Origin of the sequence: Paraburkholderia sp. C35, from assembly GCF_003121405.1 — a bacterium.
In the GTDB taxonomy this organism is placed as follows: domain Bacteria; phylum Pseudomonadota; class Gammaproteobacteria; order Burkholderiales; family Burkholderiaceae; genus Paraburkholderia.
In genome coordinates, this window is the sequence record NZ_QBUY01000015.1 from 106306 (window position 1) to 127555 (window position 21250).

The 21250-nt window shown below is 58.9% G+C and carries 15 protein-coding genes, 4 tRNA genes and 1 rRNA gene; 1 reads left to right on the forward strand and 19 read right to left on the reverse strand.

The genetic code is table 11. From position 1 onward, the window contains the following. Position 1: 1 nt before the first annotated feature. From tuf (DK391_RS12770) to rpoB, 7 genes are all read right to left on the reverse strand, one after another. Positions 2-1192: an elongation factor Tu gene (gene tuf / locus DK391_RS12770; protein WP_109478349.1), complete on the reverse strand. Its 1191-nt coding sequence runs from the start codon at positions 1190-1192 to the stop codon at positions 2-4. A 49-nt stretch (positions 1193-1241) separates the two neighbouring features. Then, the gene (fusA, locus tag DK391_RS12775; protein ID WP_109478350.1) at positions 1242-3344 is read right to left on the reverse strand and encodes an elongation factor G; all 2103 of its coding nucleotides are present in this window, start codon (positions 3342-3344) and stop codon (positions 1242-1244) included. Between the two features lie 128 nt (positions 3345-3472). Continuing rightward, positions 3473-3943, reverse strand: coding sequence for a 30S ribosomal protein S7 (gene rpsG, locus DK391_RS12780; protein ID WP_006053291.1), 471 nt, complete (start codon positions 3941-3943; stop codon positions 3473-3475). Between the two features lie 185 nt (positions 3944-4128). Then, positions 4129-4509: a 30S ribosomal protein S12 gene (rpsL, locus tag DK391_RS12785; RefSeq protein WP_006053290.1), complete on the reverse strand. Its 381-nt coding sequence runs from the start codon at positions 4507-4509 to the stop codon at positions 4129-4131. A 218-nt stretch (positions 4510-4727) separates the two neighbouring features. Further along, a complete protein-coding gene (gene recQ / locus DK391_RS12790; RefSeq protein ID WP_109478351.1) occupies positions 4728-6575 on the reverse strand; it encodes a DNA helicase RecQ in 1848 nt (615 codons plus the stop codon). Positions 6576-6790: 215 nt separating this feature from the next. Beyond that, on the reverse strand, positions 6791-11032 hold the full coding sequence (gene rpoC, locus DK391_RS12795; RefSeq protein WP_109478352.1) for a DNA-directed RNA polymerase subunit beta': 4242 nt from the start codon (positions 11030-11032) through the stop codon (positions 6791-6793). Positions 11033-11053: 21 nt separating this feature from the next. Beyond that, positions 11054-15160, reverse strand: a complete 4107-nt coding sequence (gene rpoB, locus DK391_RS12800; protein ID WP_109478353.1) for a DNA-directed RNA polymerase subunit beta — start codon at positions 15158-15160, stop codon at positions 11054-11056. A 124-nt stretch (positions 15161-15284) separates the two neighbouring features. On the opposite strand from rpoB, the gene DK391_RS44280 reads away from it, so the two are divergent. Beyond that, entirely contained in the window at positions 15285-15536 is a 252-nt protein-coding gene (locus DK391_RS44280; protein WP_162600805.1) for a hypothetical protein, read from the forward strand. Here DK391_RS44280 and rplL read toward each other — a convergent pair. The 12 genes from rplL to rrf all read right to left on the reverse strand — a co-directional run bounded on the left by rplL (position 15529) and on the right by rrf (position 20989). Beyond that, the gene (gene rplL / locus DK391_RS12805) at positions 15529-15906 is read right to left on the reverse strand and encodes a 50S ribosomal protein L7/L12 (RefSeq protein WP_035988792.1); all 378 of its coding nucleotides are present in this window, start codon (positions 15904-15906) and stop codon (positions 15529-15531) included. The genes DK391_RS44280 and rplL overlap by 8 nt on opposite strands. Before the next feature lie 75 nt (positions 15907-15981). Beyond that, a complete protein-coding gene (gene rplJ, locus DK391_RS12810; RefSeq protein ID WP_204117352.1) occupies positions 15982-16512 on the reverse strand; it encodes a 50S ribosomal protein L10 in 531 nt (176 codons plus the stop codon). Between the two features lie 270 nt (positions 16513-16782). Continuing rightward, positions 16783-17481: a 50S ribosomal protein L1 gene (gene rplA / locus DK391_RS12815; protein ID WP_109478355.1), complete on the reverse strand. Its 699-nt coding sequence runs from the start codon at positions 17479-17481 to the stop codon at positions 16783-16785. Further along, complete coding sequence (rplK, locus tag DK391_RS12820; RefSeq protein ID WP_012402205.1) at positions 17482-17913, reverse strand: 50S ribosomal protein L11; 432 nt, start codon at positions 17911-17913, stop codon at positions 17482-17484. A 151-nt stretch (positions 17914-18064) separates the two neighbouring features. After that, on the reverse strand, positions 18065-18622 hold the full coding sequence (gene nusG, locus DK391_RS12825; RefSeq protein ID WP_109478356.1) for a transcription termination/antitermination protein NusG: 558 nt from the start codon (positions 18620-18622) through the stop codon (positions 18065-18067). A 1-nt stretch (position 18623) separates the two neighbouring features. Continuing rightward, on the reverse strand, positions 18624-19004 hold the full coding sequence (secE, locus tag DK391_RS12830; protein WP_109478357.1) for a preprotein translocase subunit SecE: 381 nt from the start codon (positions 19002-19004) through the stop codon (positions 18624-18626). A 35-nt stretch (positions 19005-19039) separates the two neighbouring features. Then, positions 19040-19115: transfer RNA gene (locus DK391_RS12835), tRNA-Trp, on the reverse strand. 62 nt (positions 19116-19177) lie between these two features. Beyond that, entirely contained in the window at positions 19178-20368 is a 1191-nt protein-coding gene (gene tuf / locus DK391_RS12840; protein WP_109478358.1) for an elongation factor Tu, read from the reverse strand. A gap of 64 nt (positions 20369-20432) precedes the next feature. Continuing rightward, positions 20433-20507: transfer RNA gene (locus tag DK391_RS12845), tRNA-Thr, on the reverse strand. Positions 20508-20527: 20 nt separating this feature from the next. Beyond that, a tRNA-Gly gene (locus tag DK391_RS12850) sits at positions 20528-20601 on the reverse strand. A gap of 45 nt (positions 20602-20646) precedes the next feature. After that, a tRNA-Tyr gene (locus tag DK391_RS12855) sits at positions 20647-20732 on the reverse strand. 143 nt (positions 20733-20875) lie between these two features. Beyond that, positions 20876-20989: ribosomal RNA gene (gene rrf / locus DK391_RS12860) — 5S ribosomal RNA — on the reverse strand. Positions 20990-21250 lie beyond the last annotated feature (261 nt).

The following is a 21250-nucleotide window of genomic DNA, read 5'->3' on the forward strand; positions in this document are numbered from 1 at the left end:
ATTACTCGATGATCTTTGCAACGACACCTGCGCCGACGGTACGGCCACCTTCGCGGATTGCGAAGCGCAGACCTTCTTCCATGGCGATCGGAGCGATCAGCTTCACCGTGATCGACACGTTGTCGCCCGGCATCACCATTTCCTTGTCCTTCGGCAGCTCGATCGAGCCCGTCACGTCCGTCGTACGGAAGTAGATCTGCGGACGGTAGTTGTTGAAGAACGGCGTGTGACGGCCGCCTTCATCCTTGCTCAGCACGTACACTTCAGCCGTGAAGTGCGTGTGCGGCGTGATCGAACCCGGCTTCGCCAGAACCTGACCACGCTCCACGTCTTCACGCTTCGTGCCGCGCAGCAGGATACCGACGTTGTCGCCTGCCTGACCCTGGTCGAGCAGCTTGCGGAACATTTCCACGCCCGTGCAGGTCGTCTTCACCGTCGGCTTGATACCGACGATTTCGATTTCTTCGCCGACCTTGACGATGCCGCGCTCAACGCGACCCGTCACCACCGTGCCACGACCCGAGATCGAGAACACGTCTTCCACCGGCATCAGGAAGGCGCCGTCAACTGCGCGCTCCGGCGTCGGGATGTACGTGTCCAGCGCATCGGCCAGGCTCATGATCGCCACTTCGCCCAGCTCGCCCTTGTCGCCTTCCAGCGCCAGCTTGGCCGAACCCTTGATGATCGGCGTGTCGTCGCCCGGGAAGTCGTACTTCGACAGAAGTTCGCGAACTTCCATTTCGACGAGTTCCAGCAGCTCAGCGTCGTCCACCATGTCGCACTTGTTCAGGAACACGATGATGTACGGAACGCCAACCTGACGCGCCAGCAGGATGTGCTCACGCGTTTGCGGCATCGGGCCGTCTGCAGCCGAGCACACCAGGATCGCGCCGTCCATCTGCGCTGCGCCCGTGATCATGTTCTTCACATAGTCAGCGTGGCCCGGGCAGTCGACGTGTGCGTAGTGGCGGTTAGCCGTTTCGTACTCGACGTGTGCCGTGTTGATCGTGATGCCGCGCGCCTTTTCTTCCGGCGCTGCGTCGATCTGGTCGTACGCCTTTGCCTCACCGCCGAACTTCGCGGTCAGCACCGTCGTGATCGCTGCCGTCAGCGTGGTCTTGCCGTGGTCAACGTGACCGATCGTGCCGACGTTCACGTGCGGCTTGGTCCGTTCGAATTTACCTTTAGCCATGTTTCTCTTCTTTCAAAAAAGTTTGTTCGATGAATGACTATGCGAGGTCTTACTTCGACTTCGCGTTGATGATCGCTTCCGACACGTTACGCGGTGCTTCTGCGTAGTGCTTGAATTCCATCGTGTACGTTGCGCGGCCTTGCGTGAGCGAGCGCAGCGACGTCGAGTAGCCAAACATCTCCGACAGCGGCACTTCAGCGCGGACGATCTTGCCACCGCCGACCATATCGTCCATACCCTGAACGATACCGCGACGGCCCGACAGGTCGCCCATCACATTGCCCATGTAGTCTTCAGGCGTTTCGACTTCCACGGCCATCATCGGCTCGAGGATAACCGGGCTCGCCTTGCGCATTGCTTCCTTGAACGCCATCGAGCCGGCCATGCGGAACGCATTTTCGTTCGAGTCAACGTCGTGGTACGAACCGAACGTCAGGTGAACCTTGACGTCGACGACCGGGAAGCCTGCCAGCACGCCGGCCTTCAGCGTTTCCTGAATACCCTTGTCGACCGCAGGGATGTATTCACGCGGAATCACACCACCCTTGATCTCGTCGAGGAACTCGTAGCCCTTGCCTTGCTCATTCGGCTCGAGCGTGATGACCGCGTGGCCGTACTGGCCGCGACCACCCGACTGCTTGACGAACTTGCCGTCAACGTCTTCTGCCTTGCCGCGAATCGTTTCGCGATAAGCAACTTGCGGCTTGCCGACCGTTGCTTCCACGCCGAATTCACGCTTCATACGGTCAACCAGAATTTCCAGGTGGAGCTCGCCCATGCCGGAAATAATGGTTTGGCCCGATTCTTCGTCCGGTTGAACGCGGAACGACGGATCTTCCTGAGCCAGACGGTTAAGCGCCAGACCCATCTTTTCCTGGTCAGGCTTCGTCTTCGGCTCAACAGCCTGCGAAATCACCGGCTCCGGGAAAATCATGCGTTCGAGCACGATCGGGTGTTGCGGATCGCACAGCGTGTCGCCGGTCGTCGCTTCTTTCAGACCAACAGCCGCAGCGATGTCACCAGCGCGCACTTCCTTGATTTCTTCGCGCTGATTTGCGTGCATCTGCAGAATACGACCCAGACGTTCCTTCTTGTCCTTCGTCGCGTTCAGCACCGTGTCGCCCGAATTCACGACGCCCGAGTACACACGGAAGAAGATCAGCTGACCAACGAACGGGTCGGTCATGATCTTGAACGCCAGCGACGAGAACTTCTCGTCGTCAGAAGCGCGGCGCTCACCCTTCTCACCGTTTTCCAGCTCGCCCGTAACCGGCGGAATATCGACCGGCGACGGCAGGAAGTCCAGAACGGCGTCGAGCATGCGTTGCACGCCCTTGTTCTTGAACGCGGTGCCGCACAGCATCGGCTGGATTTCGCAAGCGATCGTACGATCGCGCAGACCCTTGATGATTTCCGCTTCCGACAGCTCGCCGTCTTCGAGGTACTTGTTCATCAAGTCTTCGCTCGACTCAGCCGCGGCTTCGATCATCTTTTCGCGCCATTCGTTGCACGAATCAACCAGCTCAGCCGGGATGTCTTCGTACGAGAACTTGGTGCCTTGCGACGCCTCGTCCCAAATGATCGCCTTCATCTTCATCAGGTCGACGACGCCCGTGAAGTTCTCTTCCGCGCCGATCGGCACGACGACGGGAACCGGGTTCGCCTTCAGACGCAGCTTGAGCTGGTCGTAGACCTTGAAGAAGTTCGCACCGGTACGGTCCATCTTGTTGATGAACGCGAGACGGGGAACCTTGTACTTGTTAGCCTGACGCCACACCGTTTCCGACTGGGGCTGCACGCCGCCCACTGCGCAATAAACCATGCATGCGCCGTCGAGCACGCGCATCGAGCGCTCAACTTCAATCGTGAAGTCGACGTGGCCCGGGGTGTCGATGATGTTGATGCGGTGTTCAGCGCGGTCGCCCGCCATGCCCTTCCAGAACGCCGTCGTAGCAGCGGACGTGATGGTAATACCACGTTCCTGTTCCTGCTCCATCCAGTCCATGGTTGCAGCGCCGTCGTGCACTTCACCGATCTTATGGTTCACGCCGGTATAGAACAGGATGCGCTCGGTCGTCGTCGTCTTGCCGGCGTCGATGTGAGCGCTAATACCGATGTTGCGGTAGCGCTCGATAGGAGTCTTGCGAGCCACTTTGATCCTCTATTGGGATGACACGATGGAAACCAGTCCGTCGCGCCCTAACACAAACGGGCGAGGCGCTTTGAAAGCGCACCCGCCCGGAATTTCTTTCCGCTTTACTGCTGACCCGGGGAGGGCGCTTAGAAACGGAAATGCGAGAACGCCTTGTTGGCTTCTGCCATCCGGTGAACTTCGTCGCGCTTCTTCATCGCGCCGCCACGGCCTTCAGCCGCTTCGGAGAGTTCACCAGCCAGACGCAGAGCCATCGACTTCTCGCTGCGCTTCTTCGCGGCTTCACGCAGCCAACGCATCGCCAATGCCATACGACGCGACGGACGCACTTCGACCGGAACCTGATAGTTCGCACCACCAACGCGACGGCTCTTCACTTCGACCACCGGCTTCACGTTGTTGAGCGCTACCGTGAACACTTCCAGCGGGTCCTTGCCACCCTTGGTCTGGATCTGTTCGAAAGCGCCGTACACGATGCGCTCGGCAACCGACTTCTTGCCTGAGAGCATCAGCACGTTCATGAATTTTGCAACATCAACGTTACCGAACTTCGGATCCGGCAACACTTCCCGCTTGGGGACTTCGCGACGACGCGGCATGTTTCTTCCTTTAACTTTTCAGTTGGAGCAGCGCTTCCTGCACTCGCCCCGCGGCCACCAACTAACCCGATTCATCTATTACGACTTACCAGCCTGGTCGGGTGACCACTTACTCGACAGCACCGGCTATCCGGCACCACCGCTAAACCGCTCTGACGAGCGACCTGTTACTGCTGACCGGCTGATTACTTGCCAGCCTTGGCACGCTTCGCACCGTACTTCGAGCGAGCTTGCTTACGATCCTTGACGCCCTGGGTATCCAGCGAGCCGCGAACCATGTGGTAACGCACACCCGGCAAGTCCTTCACACGGCCGCCGCGAATCAGCACGACCGAGTGTTCCTGCAGGTTGTGGCCTTCACCACCGATGTACGAAATGACTTCGAAGCCGTTCGTCAGACGAACCTTGGCGACCTTACGCAGTGCCGAGTTCGGCTTCTTCGGCGTCGTGGTGTACACACGGGTGCACACGCCGCGACGCTGGGGGCAGTCCTGCAGGGCCGGCGACTTGCTCTTCGTCGTTTCCGACGTGCGGCCTTTGCGAACCAGTTGATTGATGGTTGGCATTGTTTATTCCTGAAATTGAACAAAATCAACGTATTCGTTTCTGGGCAAAGCAAAAACGAACGCGTTTCTGACTACTGCTGAGCTCCAGTCCGGACGGATTTAGAGACGCGCTTACTCCGCACGTAATCCTTCCAAGAACCGGAACCTAGCATCATAGTCCGAAAATCCCAAAAGAGTCAACAGGTTGCGTCGATTCGAAAGGGTTTCGGACATCGATGTCAGTCGGCTGCGACGACCTCGAGCAATTCGTCCCCGAAACGATCGAGTTTTCGGGCTCCCATGCCGGGAATATGACGCAGGTCGTCGAGCGATTCGGGGCTATTGCGCGCGATTTCTGCTAACGTTGCGTCGTGGAAAATCACGTAGGCCGGAACGCCGTCGCTCTTCGCGGTTTCGGTGCGCCACGCCCGCAGGCGGTCCCAACGCGCGCGCTCGCGCGAATTCATGCCCGCCGTCGGATCGGCGCGCTCGCTTGTCCGTCCGGATGATTGGCGCGTGCGCACCGGCTTCACATAACGGCGCATCGTCACGTTCTGCTCGCCCTTCAAGACGGCCTTGCTCGCTTCCGTCAACACGAGCGCGCCGAAACCCTCGTGATCGACCGTGAGAAATCCGAAGGCGACCAACTGGCGGAATACGGCGCGCCACTCGTGCTCAGACCACGACGCGCCGATTCCGAACGTACTGATCTTCTCGTGACCGCGTTGCAGAATTTTCTCAGTACGATTACCGCGGAGGATGTCGATCAGATGTCCGGCGCCGAAGCTGAAACCACTGGCTCGCTGTGCACGGAATACGCACGACAGCGCCATCTGCGATTCCCGTGTCGCGTCCCACGACGCCGGCGGTTCGAGACACGTATCGCAATTTCCACACGGCTTACCCTCTTCACCGAAATACGCGAGCAGGCGCACACGCCTGCACGTCGCCGTTTCGCACAATCCGAGCAACGCGTCGAGCTTGCCGGTCTGCACGCGCTTGTGCGCGTCGTCGGCTTCCGATTCGTCGATCATCTTGCGCTGCTGCACGACGTCGCCGAGTCCGTAGGTCATCCACGCGTTGGCAGGCAGACCGTCGCGACCCGCGCGACCTGTTTCCTGATAGTAGCCTTCGACGCTCTTCGGCAAATCCAGATGCGCGACGAAACGCACATCGGGTTTATCGATGCCCATACCGAATGCTATCGTCGCGCACATCACGATGCCTTCGTCGCGCTGAAAACGCTCCTGGTGCTGCTGACGCACCTCGAACTCCATTCCGGCGTGGTACGGCAACGCGCGCACGCCCTGCGCTTTCAACCACTCTGCCGTCTCTTCGACCTTGCGGCGCGACAGGCAATAGACGACGCCCGCATCGGTCGTACCGTCCGCACGCGTATGCTCCGCGCGAATGAAGTCGAGCAGTTGCGAGCGTGCGTTGTCTTTCTCGACGATCCGGTAGCGAATATTCGGCCGGTCGAAACTCGATACGAATACACGTGCATCATCGAGCGCGAGGCGATGGATGATCTCGTCGCGAGTGATGGCGTCAGCGGTCGCGGTGAGCGCGATGCGCGGCACCGAAGGAAACCGCTCATGCAAGACCGACAACTGGATGTATTCGGGCCGGAAGTCGTGGCCCCATTGCGACACGCAATGCGCTTCATCGATCGCGAACAGGCCGATGCGTGCCCGTTCGAGCAGATCGAGAAAACGCGGCGTCATCAGCCGCTCGGGCGCGACATACAGGAGATCGATTTCGCCTTCTCGCAGTGCGCGCTCCGTCGCAGCGGCATCGGCGCCCGACAGCGTGGAATTCAGATACGCCGCACGCACGCCCACTTCCCTCAACGCCGCCACCTGATCCTGCATCAACGCGATCAGCGGTGACACGACAATGCCCGCGCCGAGACCGGCCTCACGCCGCACCAGCGACGGAATCTGATAGCACAGCGATTTTCCGCCGCCCGTCGGCATCAGCACCAGACAATCACCGCCTGTCGAAACGTGTTCGACGATTTCGCCCTGCTGCCCCCGAAACGCGGGATAGCCGAAAACTTCGTTGAGGATCTGGAGCGGACGGGACATGGAGGGACGAAAGAAGTGCGCAAAGCGAATGACACGAATTTTACCAACGCAATCGCGCTTCGCCTGGAGTTTGTCGCGCAAGTGATCAATTGGCAGAGGCCAATCTGGATAGGCGAAAACGTAAAACGTTAAGACGAAAAAAAACCGCCCGGTCGAAACCGGGCGGTTTTGCCAACTTCGTTGCACAGACATGGCAGCTTGCGCCGCCAGTCTGCTTACTCGTTGGTGTGTGGCGTCTGCTCGGCAGCCGGCGTTTCCGGCGTACCAAACTCGAAAGCCTCTTCGGCAGCGATCTGGTCGAAACGCTCGCGATCGGCCATTTCCTTGGTCTTGCGTGCCTTGTGGAACGCGAGACCCGTACCGGCCGGAATCAGACGACCGACGATCACGTTTTCCTTCAGACCGCGCAGATCGTCGCGCTTGCCCATGATTGCCGCTTCCGTCAGCACGCGCGTCGTTTCCTGGAACGATGCCGCCGAGATGAACGAGTCCGTCGACAGCGACGCCTTCGTAATACCCAGCAGAATGTTCTCGTACGTTGCCGGACGCTTGTCGTCTGCGTTCATACGGTCGTTCTCGTCGAGCATGTCCGACCGCTCGACCTGTTCGCCCGGAATGAAGCGCGTATCGCCGTTGTCGGTGATCTGAACACGACGCAGCATCTGACGCACGATCACTTCAATGTGCTTGTCGTTGATCTTCACGCCCTGCAGACGGTACACGTCCTGCACTTCGTCCACGATGTAACGCGACAGCGCTTCGATACCCTGCAGACGCAGGATGTCGTGCGGATCGGCCGGACCGTCCACGATCATTTCGCCCTTGTTGACGACCTGACCATCGTGAACCAGAACCTGCTTTTCCTTCGCGATCAGGAACTCGTGCTGATTGCCTTCGAGGTCCGTGATAACGAGACGCTGCTTGCCCTTCGTGTCCTTACCGAACGACGTCGTACCCGTGACTTCCGCCAGGATACCTGCGTCCTTCGGCGAACGTGCTTCGAACAGTTCCGCCACACGCGGCAGACCACCCGTAATGTCACGCGTCTTCTGCGCTTCAGTCGGGATACGTGCAAGCACTTCACCCACCTGAACCTGCTGACCGTCCTTCACGGTGATCAGAGCGCCGACCTGGAAGCCGATCTGAACCGAGTGCTCCGAGTTCGGGATCTTGACTTCTTCGCCGTTCGCGTCGAGCAGCTTGACCTGCGGACGCACGCTCTTCGAAGCCTGCGAACCACGGCGCTTCACGTCGATCACGACGAGCGTCGAAAGACCCGTCACGTCGTCGATCTGCTTCGCGACCGTCACGCCTTCCTCGACGTTTTCGAACTTCACCGTACCGCCCCACTCGGTGATGATCGGACGCGTCAGCGGATCCCACGTGGCCAGCTGCGTGCCTGCCTTGATCTGCGCGCCGTCGAGTTGCAGCAGCGTCGCGCCGTACGGCACCTTGTGACGCTCGCGCTCGCGGCCGTGATCGTCGGTGATGAGCGCTTCGCCCGAACGCGAGATGACGATCTGCTCGCCCTTCGCATTCGTGACGTAACGCATCGTCGCCGTGAAACGCACCGTACCGTTCGACTTCGCTTCCACCGACGACGCCACTGCCGCACGCGATGCCGCACCACCGATGTGGAACGTACGCATGGTCAGCTGCGTGCCCGGCTCACCGATCGACTGTGCAGCGATCACGCCGACTGCTTCGCCGACGTTGACCGACGAGCCGCGGCCCAGGTCGCGGCCGTAGCAGGCTGCGCACAGACCGTAACGCGTTTCGCAGGTCAGCGGCGTACGCACGCGCACTTCGTCGATGCCCAGACGCTCGATCTCTTCGACCGAATCTTCGTCGAGCAGCGTGCCCGATTCGTACAGCGTCTCTTGCGTTTCCGGATTGACGACGTCAGCCACGGCAACGCGACCGAGAATACGGTCACGCAGCGCTTCGACGACTTCACCGCCTTCCACGAGGGCCTTCATCGCCACGCCGTTCGACGTGCCGCAATCGTCCTCGACCACCACGAGATCCTGCGTGACGTCAACGAGACGACGCGTCAGGTAACCCGAGTTGGCAGTCTTCAGTGCCGTATCAGCCAGACCCTTACGTGCACCGTGGGTCGAGATGAAGTACTGCAACACGTTCAGACCTTCACGGAAGTTCGCGGTAATCGGCGTTTCGATAATCGAGCCGTCCGGCTTCGCCATCAGGCCGCGCATACCGGCCAGCTGACGAATCTGGACTGCCGAACCACGCGCACCCGAGTCAGCCATCATGTAGATGGAGTTGAACGATTCCTGACGCGTTTCATTACCGTCGCGATCGACCACCGGTTCCGTCGCGAGCTGCTCCATCATCGCCTTGCCGACCGCTTCCGACGTCGCCGACCAGATGTCGACCACGTTGTTGTAGCGTTCTTGCGCGGTGACGAGACCCGACATGTACTGACGGTCGTATTCCTTCACCTTCTTCGCGGCGTCGCCGACGATCGTTTCCTTCTGCGGCGGCACGAGCATGTCGTCGACGCAGATGGAGATACCGGCGCGCGTTGCCAGGCGGAAGCCCGACTGCATCAGCTGGTCAGCAAAAATCACCGTCTCGCGCAGACCGCACTTGCGGAATGCCGTGTTGATCAGACGCGAGATTTCCTTCTTCTTCAGCGGCTTGTTCAGCACCGAGAACGGCAGACCCGGCGGCAGAATTTCGGACAGGATCGAGCGGCCAACCGTGGTCGCGTACAGCGTGATCTTCGGTACGAACTTCGGCGCGCCTTCCGACGTGTCTTCGTTGTGGACCATTTCCGTGATCCGCACGTTGACGCGCGAGGCCAGCTCGACTTCCTTGTTCTCGTACGCGCGCAGTGCTTCCGACACGCCCGTGAACGTCAGGCCTTCGCCCTTGCCGTTGATCGCTTCACGCGTCGCGTAGTACAGGCCGAGCACGATATCCTGCGACGGCACGATCGACGGATCGCCGTTGGCCGGGAACAGGACGTTGTTCGACGCCAGCATCAGCGTACGCGCTTCCATCTGCGCTTCGAGCGACAGCGGAACGTGAACAGCCATCTGGTCACCGTCGAAGTCGGCGTTGAACGCCGCGCAAACGAGCGGATGCAGCTGGATTGCCTTACCTTCGATCAGCACCGGCTCGAAAGCCTGAATGCCAAGACGGTGCAGCGTCGGCGCGCGGTTCAGCATCACCGGATGTTCGCGAATGACTTCTTCGAGAATGTCCCACACCACCGGCGTCTGGTTCTCGACTTCCTTCTTCGCAGCCTTGATGGTGGTAGCAACACCCATCACTTCCAGCTTGTTGAAGATGAACGGCTTGAACAGTTCGAGCGCCATCAGCTTCGGCAGACCGCACTGATGCAGCTTGAGCGTCGGGCCGACCACGATGACCGAACGGCCCGAGTAGTCGACGCGCTTACCCAGCAGGTTCTGACGGAAACGACCGCCCTTACCCTTGATCATGTCGGCGAGCGACTTCAGCGGACGCTTGTTCGCGCCCGTCATCGCCTTACCGCGACGGCCGTTATCCAGCAGCGAATCGACGGCTTCCTGCAGCATCCGCTTTTCGTTGCGGACGATGATTTCAGGCGCCTTCAGTTCGAGCAGACGCTTCAACCGGTTGTTACGGTTGATCACGCGGCGATACAGGTCGTTCAGGTCCGAGGTCGCGAAACGGCCGCCGTCCAGCGGAACCAGCGGACGCAGTTCCGGCGGCAGCACGGGCAGCACTTCGAGAATCATCCACTCGGGCTTGATGCCCGAACGCTGGAATGCCTCGAGCACTTTCAGACGCTTCGCGTACTTCTTGATCTTCGCTTCCGAACCCGTGTTCTTGAGTTCGGTGCGCAGCATCTCGACCTGCTCGTCGATATTGATCGCACGCAGCAGTTCACGCACGCCTTCCGCGCCCATTTCAGCGCGGAATTCGTCACCGTACTCTTCGACCTTATTGTAGTAATCCTCTTCCGTCATGATCTGACGCGCCTTCAGCGGCGTCATGCCCGGATCGATCACCACATATGCTTCGAAGTACAGCACGCGCTCGATGTCGCGCAGCGTCATGTCGAGCACCATGCCCAGACGCGACGGCAGCGACTTCAGGAACCAGATGTGCGCGACAGGCGAGGCCAGTTCGATGTGGCCCATGCGTTCGCGACGCACCTTGGCGAGCGTGACTTCAACGCCGCACTTCTCGCAGATCACGCCACGGTGCTTCAGGCGCTTGTACTTGCCGCAAAGGCATTCGTAGTCCTTGATCGGACCGAAGATCTTTGCGCAGAACAGACCATCCCGCTCCGGCTTGAACGTGCGGTAGTTGATGGTTTCCGGCTTCTTGACTTCACCGAACGACCACGAACGGATCTTGTCCGGCGAGGCCAGACCGATCTTGATCGCGTCGAAAACTTCTTCCTGTTGGACTTGCTTGAATAGATCGAGCAGAGCTTTCATTGCTTTCTCTCCGTAGTCCGATTAGTTGCGGTCGAGGTCGATGTCGATACCGAGCGAGCGGATTTCCTTCACCAGCACGTTGAAGGATTCCGGCATACCCGCGTCGATCACGTGATCGCCCTTCACCAGGTTCTCGTAAACCTTGGTACGGCCTGTCACGTCGTCCGACTTGACCGTCAACATTTCCTGCAGCACATACGATGCGCCGTAGGCTTCGAGCGCCCACACTTCCATTTCACCGAAGCGCTGACCACCGAACTGCGCCTTACCACCCAGCGGCTGCTGCGTGACCAGCGAGTACGGACCCGTCGAACGCGCGTGCATCTTGTCGTCGACCAGGTGGTGCAGCTTCAGGTAGTGCATGTAGCCAACCGTCACCGTACGTTCGAAGGCTTCACCCGTGCGGCCGTCATACAGACGCACCTGGTTCTTCGACTTCGTCATGCCCAGGTTCTGAGCGATGTCGTCCGGGAACGCGAGGTCGAGCATGGCCGACATTTCGTCTTCCGTCGCACCGTCGAACACCGGCGTAGCGAACGGCACGCCTTCGCGCAGGTTCTTCGCCAGTTCGAGGATCTCGTCGTCGGAGAAGCTTTCCAGCTCTTCCGCACGGCCCGACTCGTTGTAGATCTTGGTCAGGAACTTGCGAACTTCCTCGATCTTCGACTGACGCTGCAGCATTTCGCCGATACGCCAGCCCAGACCCTTCGCGGCCCAACCCAGATGCACTTCGAGAACCTGACCCACGTTCATCCGTGACGGAACGCCCAGCGGGTTCAGCACGACGTCTGCGGGACGGCCATCGGCCATGTACGGCATGTCTTCGATCGGAACGATCTTCGACACGACACCCTTGTTACCGTGACGGCCGGCCATCTTGTCGCCAGGCTGCAGGCGGCGCTTGACTGCCAGATACACCTTGACCATCTTCAGCACGCCCGGCGGCAGTTCGTCGCCTTGCGTGAGCTTCTTGCGCTTCTCTTCGAACGCGAGGTCGAACTGGTGACGCTTCTGTTCGATCGAATCCTTGATCGCTTCGAGCTGTGCCGCTGCTTCTTCGTCCGCGAGGCGGATGTCGAACCAGTGGTAGTGATCCAGATCTTCCAGGTAAGCCTGGTCGATCTTCGTGCCCTTCGCGAGCTTCTTCGGACCACCGTTCGCGACCTTGCCGTCGAGCATACGTGCGAGACGCTGGAACGCGTCGCCTTCCACGATACGCAGCTGGTCGTTCAGGTCGAGGCGATAACGCTTCAGTTCATCGTCGATGATCTGTTGCGCACGCTTGTCGCGCTGGATGCCTTCACGCGTGAACACTTGCACGTCGATGACTGTGCCGCTCATGCCCGACGGCACGCGCAGCGACGTGTCCTTCACGTCCGAAGCCTTCTCACCGAAGATCGCGCGCAGCAGCTTTTCTTCCGGCGTCAGCTGGGTTTCGCCCTTCGGCGTGACCTTGCCGACCAGCACGTCGCCTGCTTCGACTTCCGCGCCGATGTACACGATGCCCGACTCGTCGAGACGGCCAAGCTGCACTTCAGCGAGATTCGAAATATCGCGCGTGATTTCTTCCGGTCCGAGCTTCGTGTCGCGAGCAACGACGTTCAGTTCTTCAATGTGGATCGACGTGTAGCGATCGTCCGCAACGACCTTCTCCGAGATCAGGATCGAGTCTTCGAAGTTGTAGCCGTTCCACGGCATGAACGCGACCAGCATGTTCTGGCCAAGTGCCAGTTCACCGAGGTCCGTCGAAGCGCCGTCAGCCAGCACGTCACCGCGAGCAACCTTGTCGCCGACCTTCGCGATCGGACGCTGGTTGATGTTCGTGTTCTGGTTCGAACGCGTGTACTTGATCAGGTTGTAGATGTCGACACCGACGTCGCCAGCCACCGCTTCATCGTCGTTCACACGAATCACGATACGGCCTGCATCGACGTAGTCGACCACACCGCCACGCAGTGCCTGAACGGTCGTACCCGAGTCGACAGCCACCGTGCGCTCGATACCCGTACCGACGACCGGCTTTTCCGGACGCAGACACGGCACAGCCTGACGCTGCATGTTCGAACCCATCAACGCACGGTTCGCGTCGTCGTGCTCGAGGAACGGAATCAGCGATGCTGCCACCGACACGATCTGCGACGGCGCCACGTCCATGTACTGGATGCGGTCCGGCGTGACCATCAGCGTTTCGCCCGCTTCGCGCGACGACACGAGTTCGTCGGTCAGCGTGCCGTCTTCAGCCACAGCCGCGTTCGCCTGAGCGATCACGTAACGGCCTTCTTCGATCGCCGACAGATAGTCGATCTGATCCGTGACCTTGCTGTCCGTCACCTTGCGATACGGCGTTTCGAGAAAGCCGTATTCGTTCAGGTGCGCGTACAGAGCCAGCGAGTTGATCAGGCCGATGTTCGGACCTTCCGGCGTTTCAATCGGGCACACGCGGCCATAGTGGGTCGGGTGCACGTCGCGGACTTCAAAGCCAGCGCGCTCACGCGTCAGACCACCCGGGCCAAGAGCCGAAACACGGCGCTTGTGGGTGATTTCCGACAGCGGGTTGGTCTGGTCCATGAACTGCGACAGCTGCGACGAACCGAAGAACTCGCGAATCGCCGACGAAATCGGCTTCGAGTTGATCAGGTCGTGCGGCATCAGGTTTTCGCTTTCGGCCTGGCCGAGGCGTTCCTTCACTGCACGTTCGACACGCACGAGACCTGCGCGGAACTGGTTTTCCGCCAGTTCGCCGACGCAACGCACACGACGATTGCCCAAGTGGTCGATGTCGTCCACTTCGCCCTTACCGTTACGCAGTTCGACCAGGATCTTGATCGTCGCGAGGATGTCGTCGTCCTGCAGCGTCATCGGGCCGACGATTTCGTCACGGCCGACGCGGCGATTGAACTTCATACGACCCACCTTGGACAGGTCGTACGCTTCTTCGCTGTAGAACAGACGGTTGAACAGCGCCTCGACGGCTTCTTCCGTCGGCGGTTCGCCCGGACGCATCATGCGGTAGATCGCGATACGTGCGGCCATCTTGTCGGCCGTTTCGTCGATACGCAGCGTCGACGAGATGTACGGACCTTGATCCAGATCGTTCGTGTAGAGCGTCTGGATGTCCTTGATCTTCGCTTCGCGCAGCTTGTCGAGCACGCTTTCCGTGACTTCGTCGTTCGCGTTTGCGATCACTTCGCCCGTGTCGCCGTCGACAACGTTCTTCGCGAGCACGCGGCCGAGCAGATAGTCTTCGGGGACCGAAATGTATTTCGTCTTCGCGTTTTCGAGGTCGCGAATGTGCTTCGCGTTGATACGCTTGTCCTTCTGGACAATGACCTTGCCATCACGATCCGTGATGTCAAAGCGCGCGACTTCACCACGCAGACGCTCGGGCACGAACTCCATCTGCGCGCCTTCCGGCATCAGCGTGAAGTTATCGAACACGAAGAAGTTTGCGAGGATCTGTTCCGGCGTCAGGCCGATTGCCTTCAGCAGGATCGTGACGGGCATCTTGCGACGACGGTCGACGCGGAAATACAGCACGTCCTTCGGGTCGAATTCGAAGTCGAGCCACGAGCCACGGTAAGGAATGATACGTGCCGAGAACAGCAGCTTGCCGGAGCTGTGCGTCTTGCCCTTGTCGTGTTCGAAGAACACGCCAGGCGAACGGTGCAGCTGCGACACGATCACACGTTCCGTGCCGTTGATAACGAACGAGCCAGTCGGCGTCATGAGCGGAATTTCGCCCATGTAGACTTCCTGCTCCTTCACTTCCTTGACGACGGGCTTGCTCGGCGATTCCTTGTCGAGCAGCACCAGACGCACCTTGGCACGCAACGCCGAACAGTAAGTCAGACCGCGCTGCTGACATTCCTTGATGTTGAATGCCGGCGGCGACAGCATGTAGCTGACGAACTCTAGACGAGCGAAGCCGTTGTGCGAAACAATGGGAAAAACCGAGGTAAACGCAGCCTGCAGACCTTCCGGTTTGCGCTGCGCCGTGGGCACTTCTGCTTGCAGAAACGTGCTGAATGATTCAAGCTGGGTAGCCAGCAGGAAAGGTACTTGGTGAACGATGGGGCGCTTCGCGAAACTCTTGCGAATACGCTTCTTCTCGGTGAAGGAATATTGCATACGATCTCCGAATCACGGCGGGCATTGTTGTCGAGGCGGGATACCTTGATGTGACAACCCGAGTGTTCACCGACTGAGACCCGTTGGCCGTCCGATGGCTTGAACGAGCCTTGAAGCTTGGTGGTTGGCCGCTACCAACCGCTGGCTGACGGCAGCGGATGCCTGTGTTGCCCGCTACCCGACCAAACTTGCCTTCTGCAGTCGCTTCAGAAGACAAAGAGAAGCGCCAGTCGCAATTGCCGAACGGCGATTTTCTTTGGCTTCTTGGAGGACTTTTTTGCCGATACAAGCAAGCAAAAACGTCGTTTCCACAAAGCACAAAAAGGCCGGCGGTAAAAACCGCCAGCCTTCGCACAGCGCGCTGAAACTTACTTGATTTCAGCCTTCGCGCCGGCTTCTTCCAGCTTCTTCTTGGCTTCTTCAGCTGCAGCCTTGGGTACCGCTTCCTTCACGGGCTTCGGTGCACCGTCGACCAGGTCCTTCGCTTCCTTCAGGCCGAGACCCGTCAGTTCACGAACAGCCTTAATCACGGAAACCTTGTTCGCGCCCGTTTCCGTCAGGATAACGGTGAACTCGGTTTGCTCTTCAGCAGCAGCAGCGCCGCCGCCTGCGCCTGCGGGGCCAGCAACTGCAACAGCAGCAGCCGACACGCCAAACTTTTCTTCGAACGCCTTAACCAGCTCGTTCAGTTCCAGAACCGACATCGCGCCAACGGCTTCGAGGATGTCTTCTTTTGCGATTGCCATTTGAAATACTCCTAAATTGAATTCGGATACAGCCAGCGATCAATTACGCCCGACTGAAGTACGTCGATGCACTGCTTACGCAGCTTCGCCTTGCTTCTTTTCTGCCAGCGCGGCCATAGCGCGCGCAAAGCCAGAAACAGGCGCTTGCATAACGAACAACAGCTTGGAGAGCAGCTCTTCGCGGCTCGGGATGTTGGCCAGCGCTTGCACGCCTGCCTTGTCCATCACCTTGCCTTCGTAGGAACCAGCCTTGATGACCAACTTGTCATTGCTCTTGCTGAAGTCATTGACGACCTTAGCAGCAGCAATTGCATCTTCCGAGATGCCGTAGATCAGCGGACCAGTCATCTGCTCAGCCAGCGGAGCAAACGGGGTACCTTCGACAGCGCGACGCGCCAGCGTGTTCTTCAACACGCGCAGGTACACCTGTTGCTCGCGCGCTTTCGCGCGCAGCTTGGTCAGATCGCCAACCGTGATCCCACGATACTCAGCCAGAACGACGGTCTGAGCTTTCGCGACTTGCGCGGAAACTTCAGCGACGACGGCCTGCTTGCTTTCTTTGTTCAGTGGCACGGTTAACCTCCAGATTCGATGTACTTGGCACATGCCTCGCACATCGCGTTCAACAACGGCGTCCGACCAGTCAGGAGTATTTCGACCATTCGAGGTCCGCATGGCTGCGGGATTCAAACGGTTTCATCACTACAAAACCTTTTCGGGTTCGCCATCTGCGTTGGCTTGAATTAAGGAAGCACCCGACTACCGCGCCTCCACCAACGGTCTTTGACAACCGGCCGCTTGATTCATACTGCAATCTCGCGACCGCCCAAAGCCCTCAAATCCGCTCCAACCATAAGGCCGAAGCGGCTAAAACTTTTACTGTGCTGCCAGCGTTGCCTGATCGACGCGCACGCCAACACCCATGGTGCTCGACAGTGCGATCTTGCGCAGGTACACGCCCTTGCTCGTTGCCGGCTTCGCCTTTTGCAGCGCTTCGACCAGAGCGTTCAGGTTCGTACGCAGCGCTGCCGGTTCGAACGAAGCACGGCCAATCGTTGCGTGGATGATACCGGCCTTGTCGACACGGAATTGCACCTGGCCAGCCTTCGCGTTCTTGACAGCCGTCGCGACGTCCGGCGTAACCGTACCGACCTTCGGGTTCGGCATCAGGCCACGCGGACCGAGGATCTGACCGAGCGTACCGACAACACGCATCGTGTCCGGCGAAGCGATCACAATGTCGAAGTTAAGGTTACCGGCCTTGACTTGCTCAGCCAGATCTTCCATACCGACGATTTCGGCGCCAGCCGCACGAGCTTGCTCAGCCTTCTCACCTTGCGCGAACACAGCAACGCGAACCGACTTACCCGTACCAGCGGGCAGAACGACCGAACCACGAACCACTTGATCCGACTTCTTTGCATCGATGCCGAGTTGCACTGCAACGTCGATCGATTCGTCGAACTTCGCGCTTGCGCATTCCTTCACGAGCGACAGAGCGTCTTCGATCGCGTACAGCTTTTGACGATCGACCTTAGCTGCAAATGCTTGCAGACGCTTCGAAAGCTTAGCCATTTACACGCCCTCCACGGTGATGCCCATCGAGCGGGCGCTACCAGCGATCGTACGAACCGCTGCGTCCAGATCAGCTGCCGTAAGGTCAGGCATCTTGGTCTTGGCGATTTCTTCGGCTTGAGCGCGCGTGATCTTGCCGACCTTGTCGGTATGCGGCTTGCTCGAGCCCTTGTCGATCTTTGCTGCCTTCTTGATCAGAACGGTAGCCGGCGGCGTCTTCAGAACAAACGTAAAGCTCTTGTCAGCGAACGCCGTGATGACGACCGGAATCGGCAGACCCGGTTCCAATGCTTGAGTCTGCGCGTTGAACGCCTTGCAGAACTCCATGATGTTCAGGCCGCGTTGACCCAGTGCCGGGCCGACCGGCGGCGACGGATTGGCTTTACCTGCAGGAATCTGCAGCTTGATAAAGCCGATGATTTTCTTTGCCATTTTCAAAACCTCTTTAGAACGCTAACGCGTTCAGTGAGTAGTAACGCGCCTTCGCCAAACCTCGACTACCAACGCTCCTCAACGATCATTACGCGGACCGTAAGCGCGAACGACGGATCGCGCCAGCTGGCGCGATCCGCAAAAACCTGAATTACAACTTTTCGACCTGACCGAATTCCAATTCGACTGGCGTCGCACGGCCGAAGATCGTAACAGATACACGGACACGCGATTTTTCGTAGTTCACTTCTTCGACACTGCCGTTGAAGTCGGTGAACGGACCGTCCTTCACGCGGACCATCTCGCCGACTTCGAACAGGGTCTTGGGGCGCGGTTTCTCGACGCCTTCCTGCATCTGCGACATGATCTTCTCGACTTCCCTCGGGGAAATCGGACTCGGGCGGTTACGCGCTCCACCCACGAAACCCGTCACCTTTGCCGTGTTCTTCACGAGGTGCCATGTTTCGTCCGTCATTTCCATTTCCACAAGCACATAACCCGGGAAGAAACGGCGCTCAGTCACTGACTTATGACCGCCTTTCACCTCGACGACTTCTTCAGTCGGCACGAGGATCTGACCAAACTTGTCTTGCATGCCGGCACGGTCGATGCGCTCCTGAAGCGCACGTTGCACGCTCTTCTCCATGCCGGAGTAGGCGTGCACCACATACCAACGTTTTCCGCTCGGGGATGCCGGAATATCACTCATATCATTTCCAACCCAGAATCGCCGAGAAAATCGCCCACTCGATGGATTTGTCGCAAATCCAGAGGAACACCGCCATGATCAGCACAAATGCGAAGACCACCAGCGTGGTTTGGCTCGCTTCCTTGCGCGTCGGCCAAACAACTTTGCGGACTTCCTTGTACGAGTCTTTGGCGAATGCGATGAAACCCTTGCCGGGCGCTGAGAGAAGACCGACTGCGACGCCTGCGATCAACCCGACAGCCAAAGCTGCTCCGCGGACGTACCATTCTTGGCCATTCAGCCAGAAGAACCCCACGAACCCAGCCAAGACCAACAATACACCGGCAACGAGCATCAGCTTGTCGCTGGAAGTATTAACAGTTTCGACGGAAGGATTCGCCATAACACCTTAACGTGCGTCACATTCGACGCGAGAAGTGGCAGGGGCAGAGGGAATCGAACCCCCAACCTTCGGTTTTGGAGACCGACGCTCTGCCAGTTGAGCTATACCCCTAAACCATTGAGGTTGACGCAATCGCCAACCTCGAAACAACCGATCAACGAGAACTAGCTGGCTTACTCGATGATCTTTGCAACGACACCTGCGCCGACGGTACGGCCACCTTCGCGGATTGCGAAGCGCAGACCTTCTTCCATGGCGATCGGAGCGATCAGCTTCACCGTGATCGACACGTTGTCGCCCGGCATCACCATTTCCTTGTCCTTCGGCAGCTCGATCGAGCCCGTCACGTCCGTCGTACGGAAGTAGAACTGCGGACGGTAGTTGTTGAAGAACGGCGTGTGACGGCCGCCTTCATCCTTGCTCAGCACGTACACTTCAGCCGTGAAGTGCGTGTGCGGCGTGATCGAACCCGGCTTCGCCAGAACCTGACCACGCTCCACGTCTTCACGCTTCGTGCCGCGCAGCAGGATACCGACGTTGTCGCCTGCCTGACCCTGGTCGAGCAGCTTGCGGAACATTTCCACGCCCGTGCAGGTCGTCTTCACCGTCGGCGTGATACCGACGAATTCGATTTCTTCGCCGACCTTGACGATGCCGCGCTCAACGCGACCCGTCACCACCGTGCCACGACCCGAGATCGAGAACACGTCTTCCACCGGCATCAGGAAGGCGCCGTCAACTGCGCGCTCCGGCGTCGGGATGTACGTGTCCAGCGCATCGGCCAGGCTCATGATCGCCACTTCGCCCAGCTCGCCCTTGTCGCCTTCCAGCGCCAGCTTGGCCGAACCCTTGATGATCGGCGTGTCGTCGCCCGGGAAGTCGTACTTCGACAGAAGTTCGCGAACTTCCATTTCGACGAGTTCCAGCAGCTCAGCGTCGTCCACCATGTCGCACTTGTTCAGGAACACAATGATGTACGGAACGCCAACCTGACGCGCCAGCAGGATGTGCTCACGCGTTTGCGGCATCGGGCCGTCTGCAGCCGAGCACACCAGGATCGCGCCGTCCATCTGCGCTGCGCCCGTGATCATGTTCTTCACATAGTCAGCGTGGCCCGGGCAGTCGACGTGTGCGTAGTGGCGGTTAGCCGTTTCGTACTCGACGTGTGCCGTGTTGATCGTGATGCCGCGCGCCTTTTCTTCCGGCGCTGCGTCGATCTGGTCGTACGCCTTTGCCTCACCGCCGAACTTTGCGGTCAGCACCGTCGTGATCGCTGCCGTCAGCGTGGTCTTGCCGTGGTCAACGTGACCGATCGTGCCGACGTTCACGTGCGGCTTGGTCCGCTCAAACTTACCTTTGGCCATTTTCGACTCCTAAGAGGATTTTTCCGTACGTTGCGCGGCGCGCAAACAATCACTTGGTACTAGCTGGTGCCCATGGGCAGGATCGAACTGCCGACCTCTCCCTTACCAAGGGAGTGCTCTACCACTGAGCCACATGGGCGCTACATCTACTTTGCTTGCTGGAGCGGGTGAAGGGAATCGAACCCTCGTCGTAAGCTTGGAAGGCTTCTGCTCTACCATTGAGCTACACCCGCAAGGATCTGTCGATTCCCAACAACTGCTTTACAGCTTTTGAAATCTGGTGGAGGAGGTTGGATTCGAACCAACGTAGGCGTAAGCCAACAGATTTACAGTCTGCCCCCTTTAGCCACTCGGGCACCCCTCCGCAGAGAACTGATGATTATGGGGGAGCGATTAACTCTTGTCAAGCATTTCTTGACCGCTCGGAACCCATGAGCTCTCACTTATAGTAAAGCTAGAAACGACAAGACCCCGCTTTTGAGGGCGGGGTCTTGTCTTGGGTAAGGAGCCTGACGATTACCTACTTTCACACGGGCAATCCGCACTATCATCGGCGTAGAGTCGTTTCACGGTCCTGTTCGGGATGGGAAGGGGTGGGACCGACTCGCTATGGTCATCAGGCATGACGGGTTGCTGCGTCGCGGTTGAGCGCCACAGCCAATCTGGAAGAAGTGTGTGTAAAGAGGGTTGTGTTGTTTAATCTGGCACAACAACGATCTCTCAACCCGTGTGTTCCGTCCAAGACTCCTGCGCTTCGCGCAGGAGTGGGGCATCCATAAGTGCTGAAGCACTAATGGCTGCCGACACACACCTGTTATAGGATCAAGCCTTACGGGCAATTAGTATCAGTTAGCTTAACGCATTACTGCGCTTCCACACCTG

Coding starts and splice junctions, on each gene's coding strand:
- secE (WP_109478357.1), bottom strand. CDS start 19,004: ATGGCGAATCCTTCCGTCGAAACTGTTAATACTTCCAGCGACAAGCTG.
- rplA (WP_109478355.1), bottom strand. CDS start 17,481: ATGGCTAAGCTTTCGAAGCGTCTGCAAGCATTTGCAGCTAAGGTCGAT.
- rplL (WP_035988792.1), bottom strand. CDS start 15,906: ATGGCAATCGCAAAAGAAGACATCCTCGAAGCCGTTGGCGCGATGTCG.
- rpsL (WP_006053290.1), bottom strand. CDS start 4,509: ATGCCAACCATCAATCAACTGGTTCGCAAAGGCCGCACGTCGGAAACG.
- nusG (WP_109478356.1), bottom strand. CDS start 18,622: ATGAGTGATATTCCGGCATCCCCGAGCGGAAAACGTTGGTATGTGGTG.
- rpsG (WP_006053291.1), bottom strand. CDS start 3,943: ATGCCGCGTCGTCGCGAAGTCCCCAAGCGGGAAGTGTTGCCGGATCCG.
- tuf (WP_109478358.1), bottom strand. CDS start 20,368: ATGGCCAAAGGTAAGTTTGAGCGGACCAAGCCGCACGTGAACGTCGGC.
- rpoB (WP_109478353.1), bottom strand. CDS start 15,160: ATGCAATATTCCTTCACCGAGAAGAAGCGTATTCGCAAGAGTTTCGCG.
- tuf (WP_109478349.1), bottom strand. CDS start 1,192: ATGGCTAAAGGTAAATTCGAACGGACCAAGCCGCACGTGAACGTCGGC.
- rplJ (WP_204117352.1), bottom strand. CDS start 16,512: ATGTGCCAAGTACATCGAATCTGGAGGTTAACCGTGCCACTGAACAAA.
- rplK (WP_012402205.1), bottom strand. CDS start 17,913: ATGGCAAAGAAAATCATCGGCTTTATCAAGCTGCAGATTCCTGCAGGT.
- rpoC (WP_109478352.1), bottom strand. CDS start 11,032: ATGAAAGCTCTGCTCGATCTATTCAAGCAAGTCCAACAGGAAGAAGTT.
- recQ (WP_109478351.1), bottom strand. CDS start 6,575: ATGTCCCGTCCGCTCCAGATCCTCAACGAAGTTTTCGGCTATCCCGCG.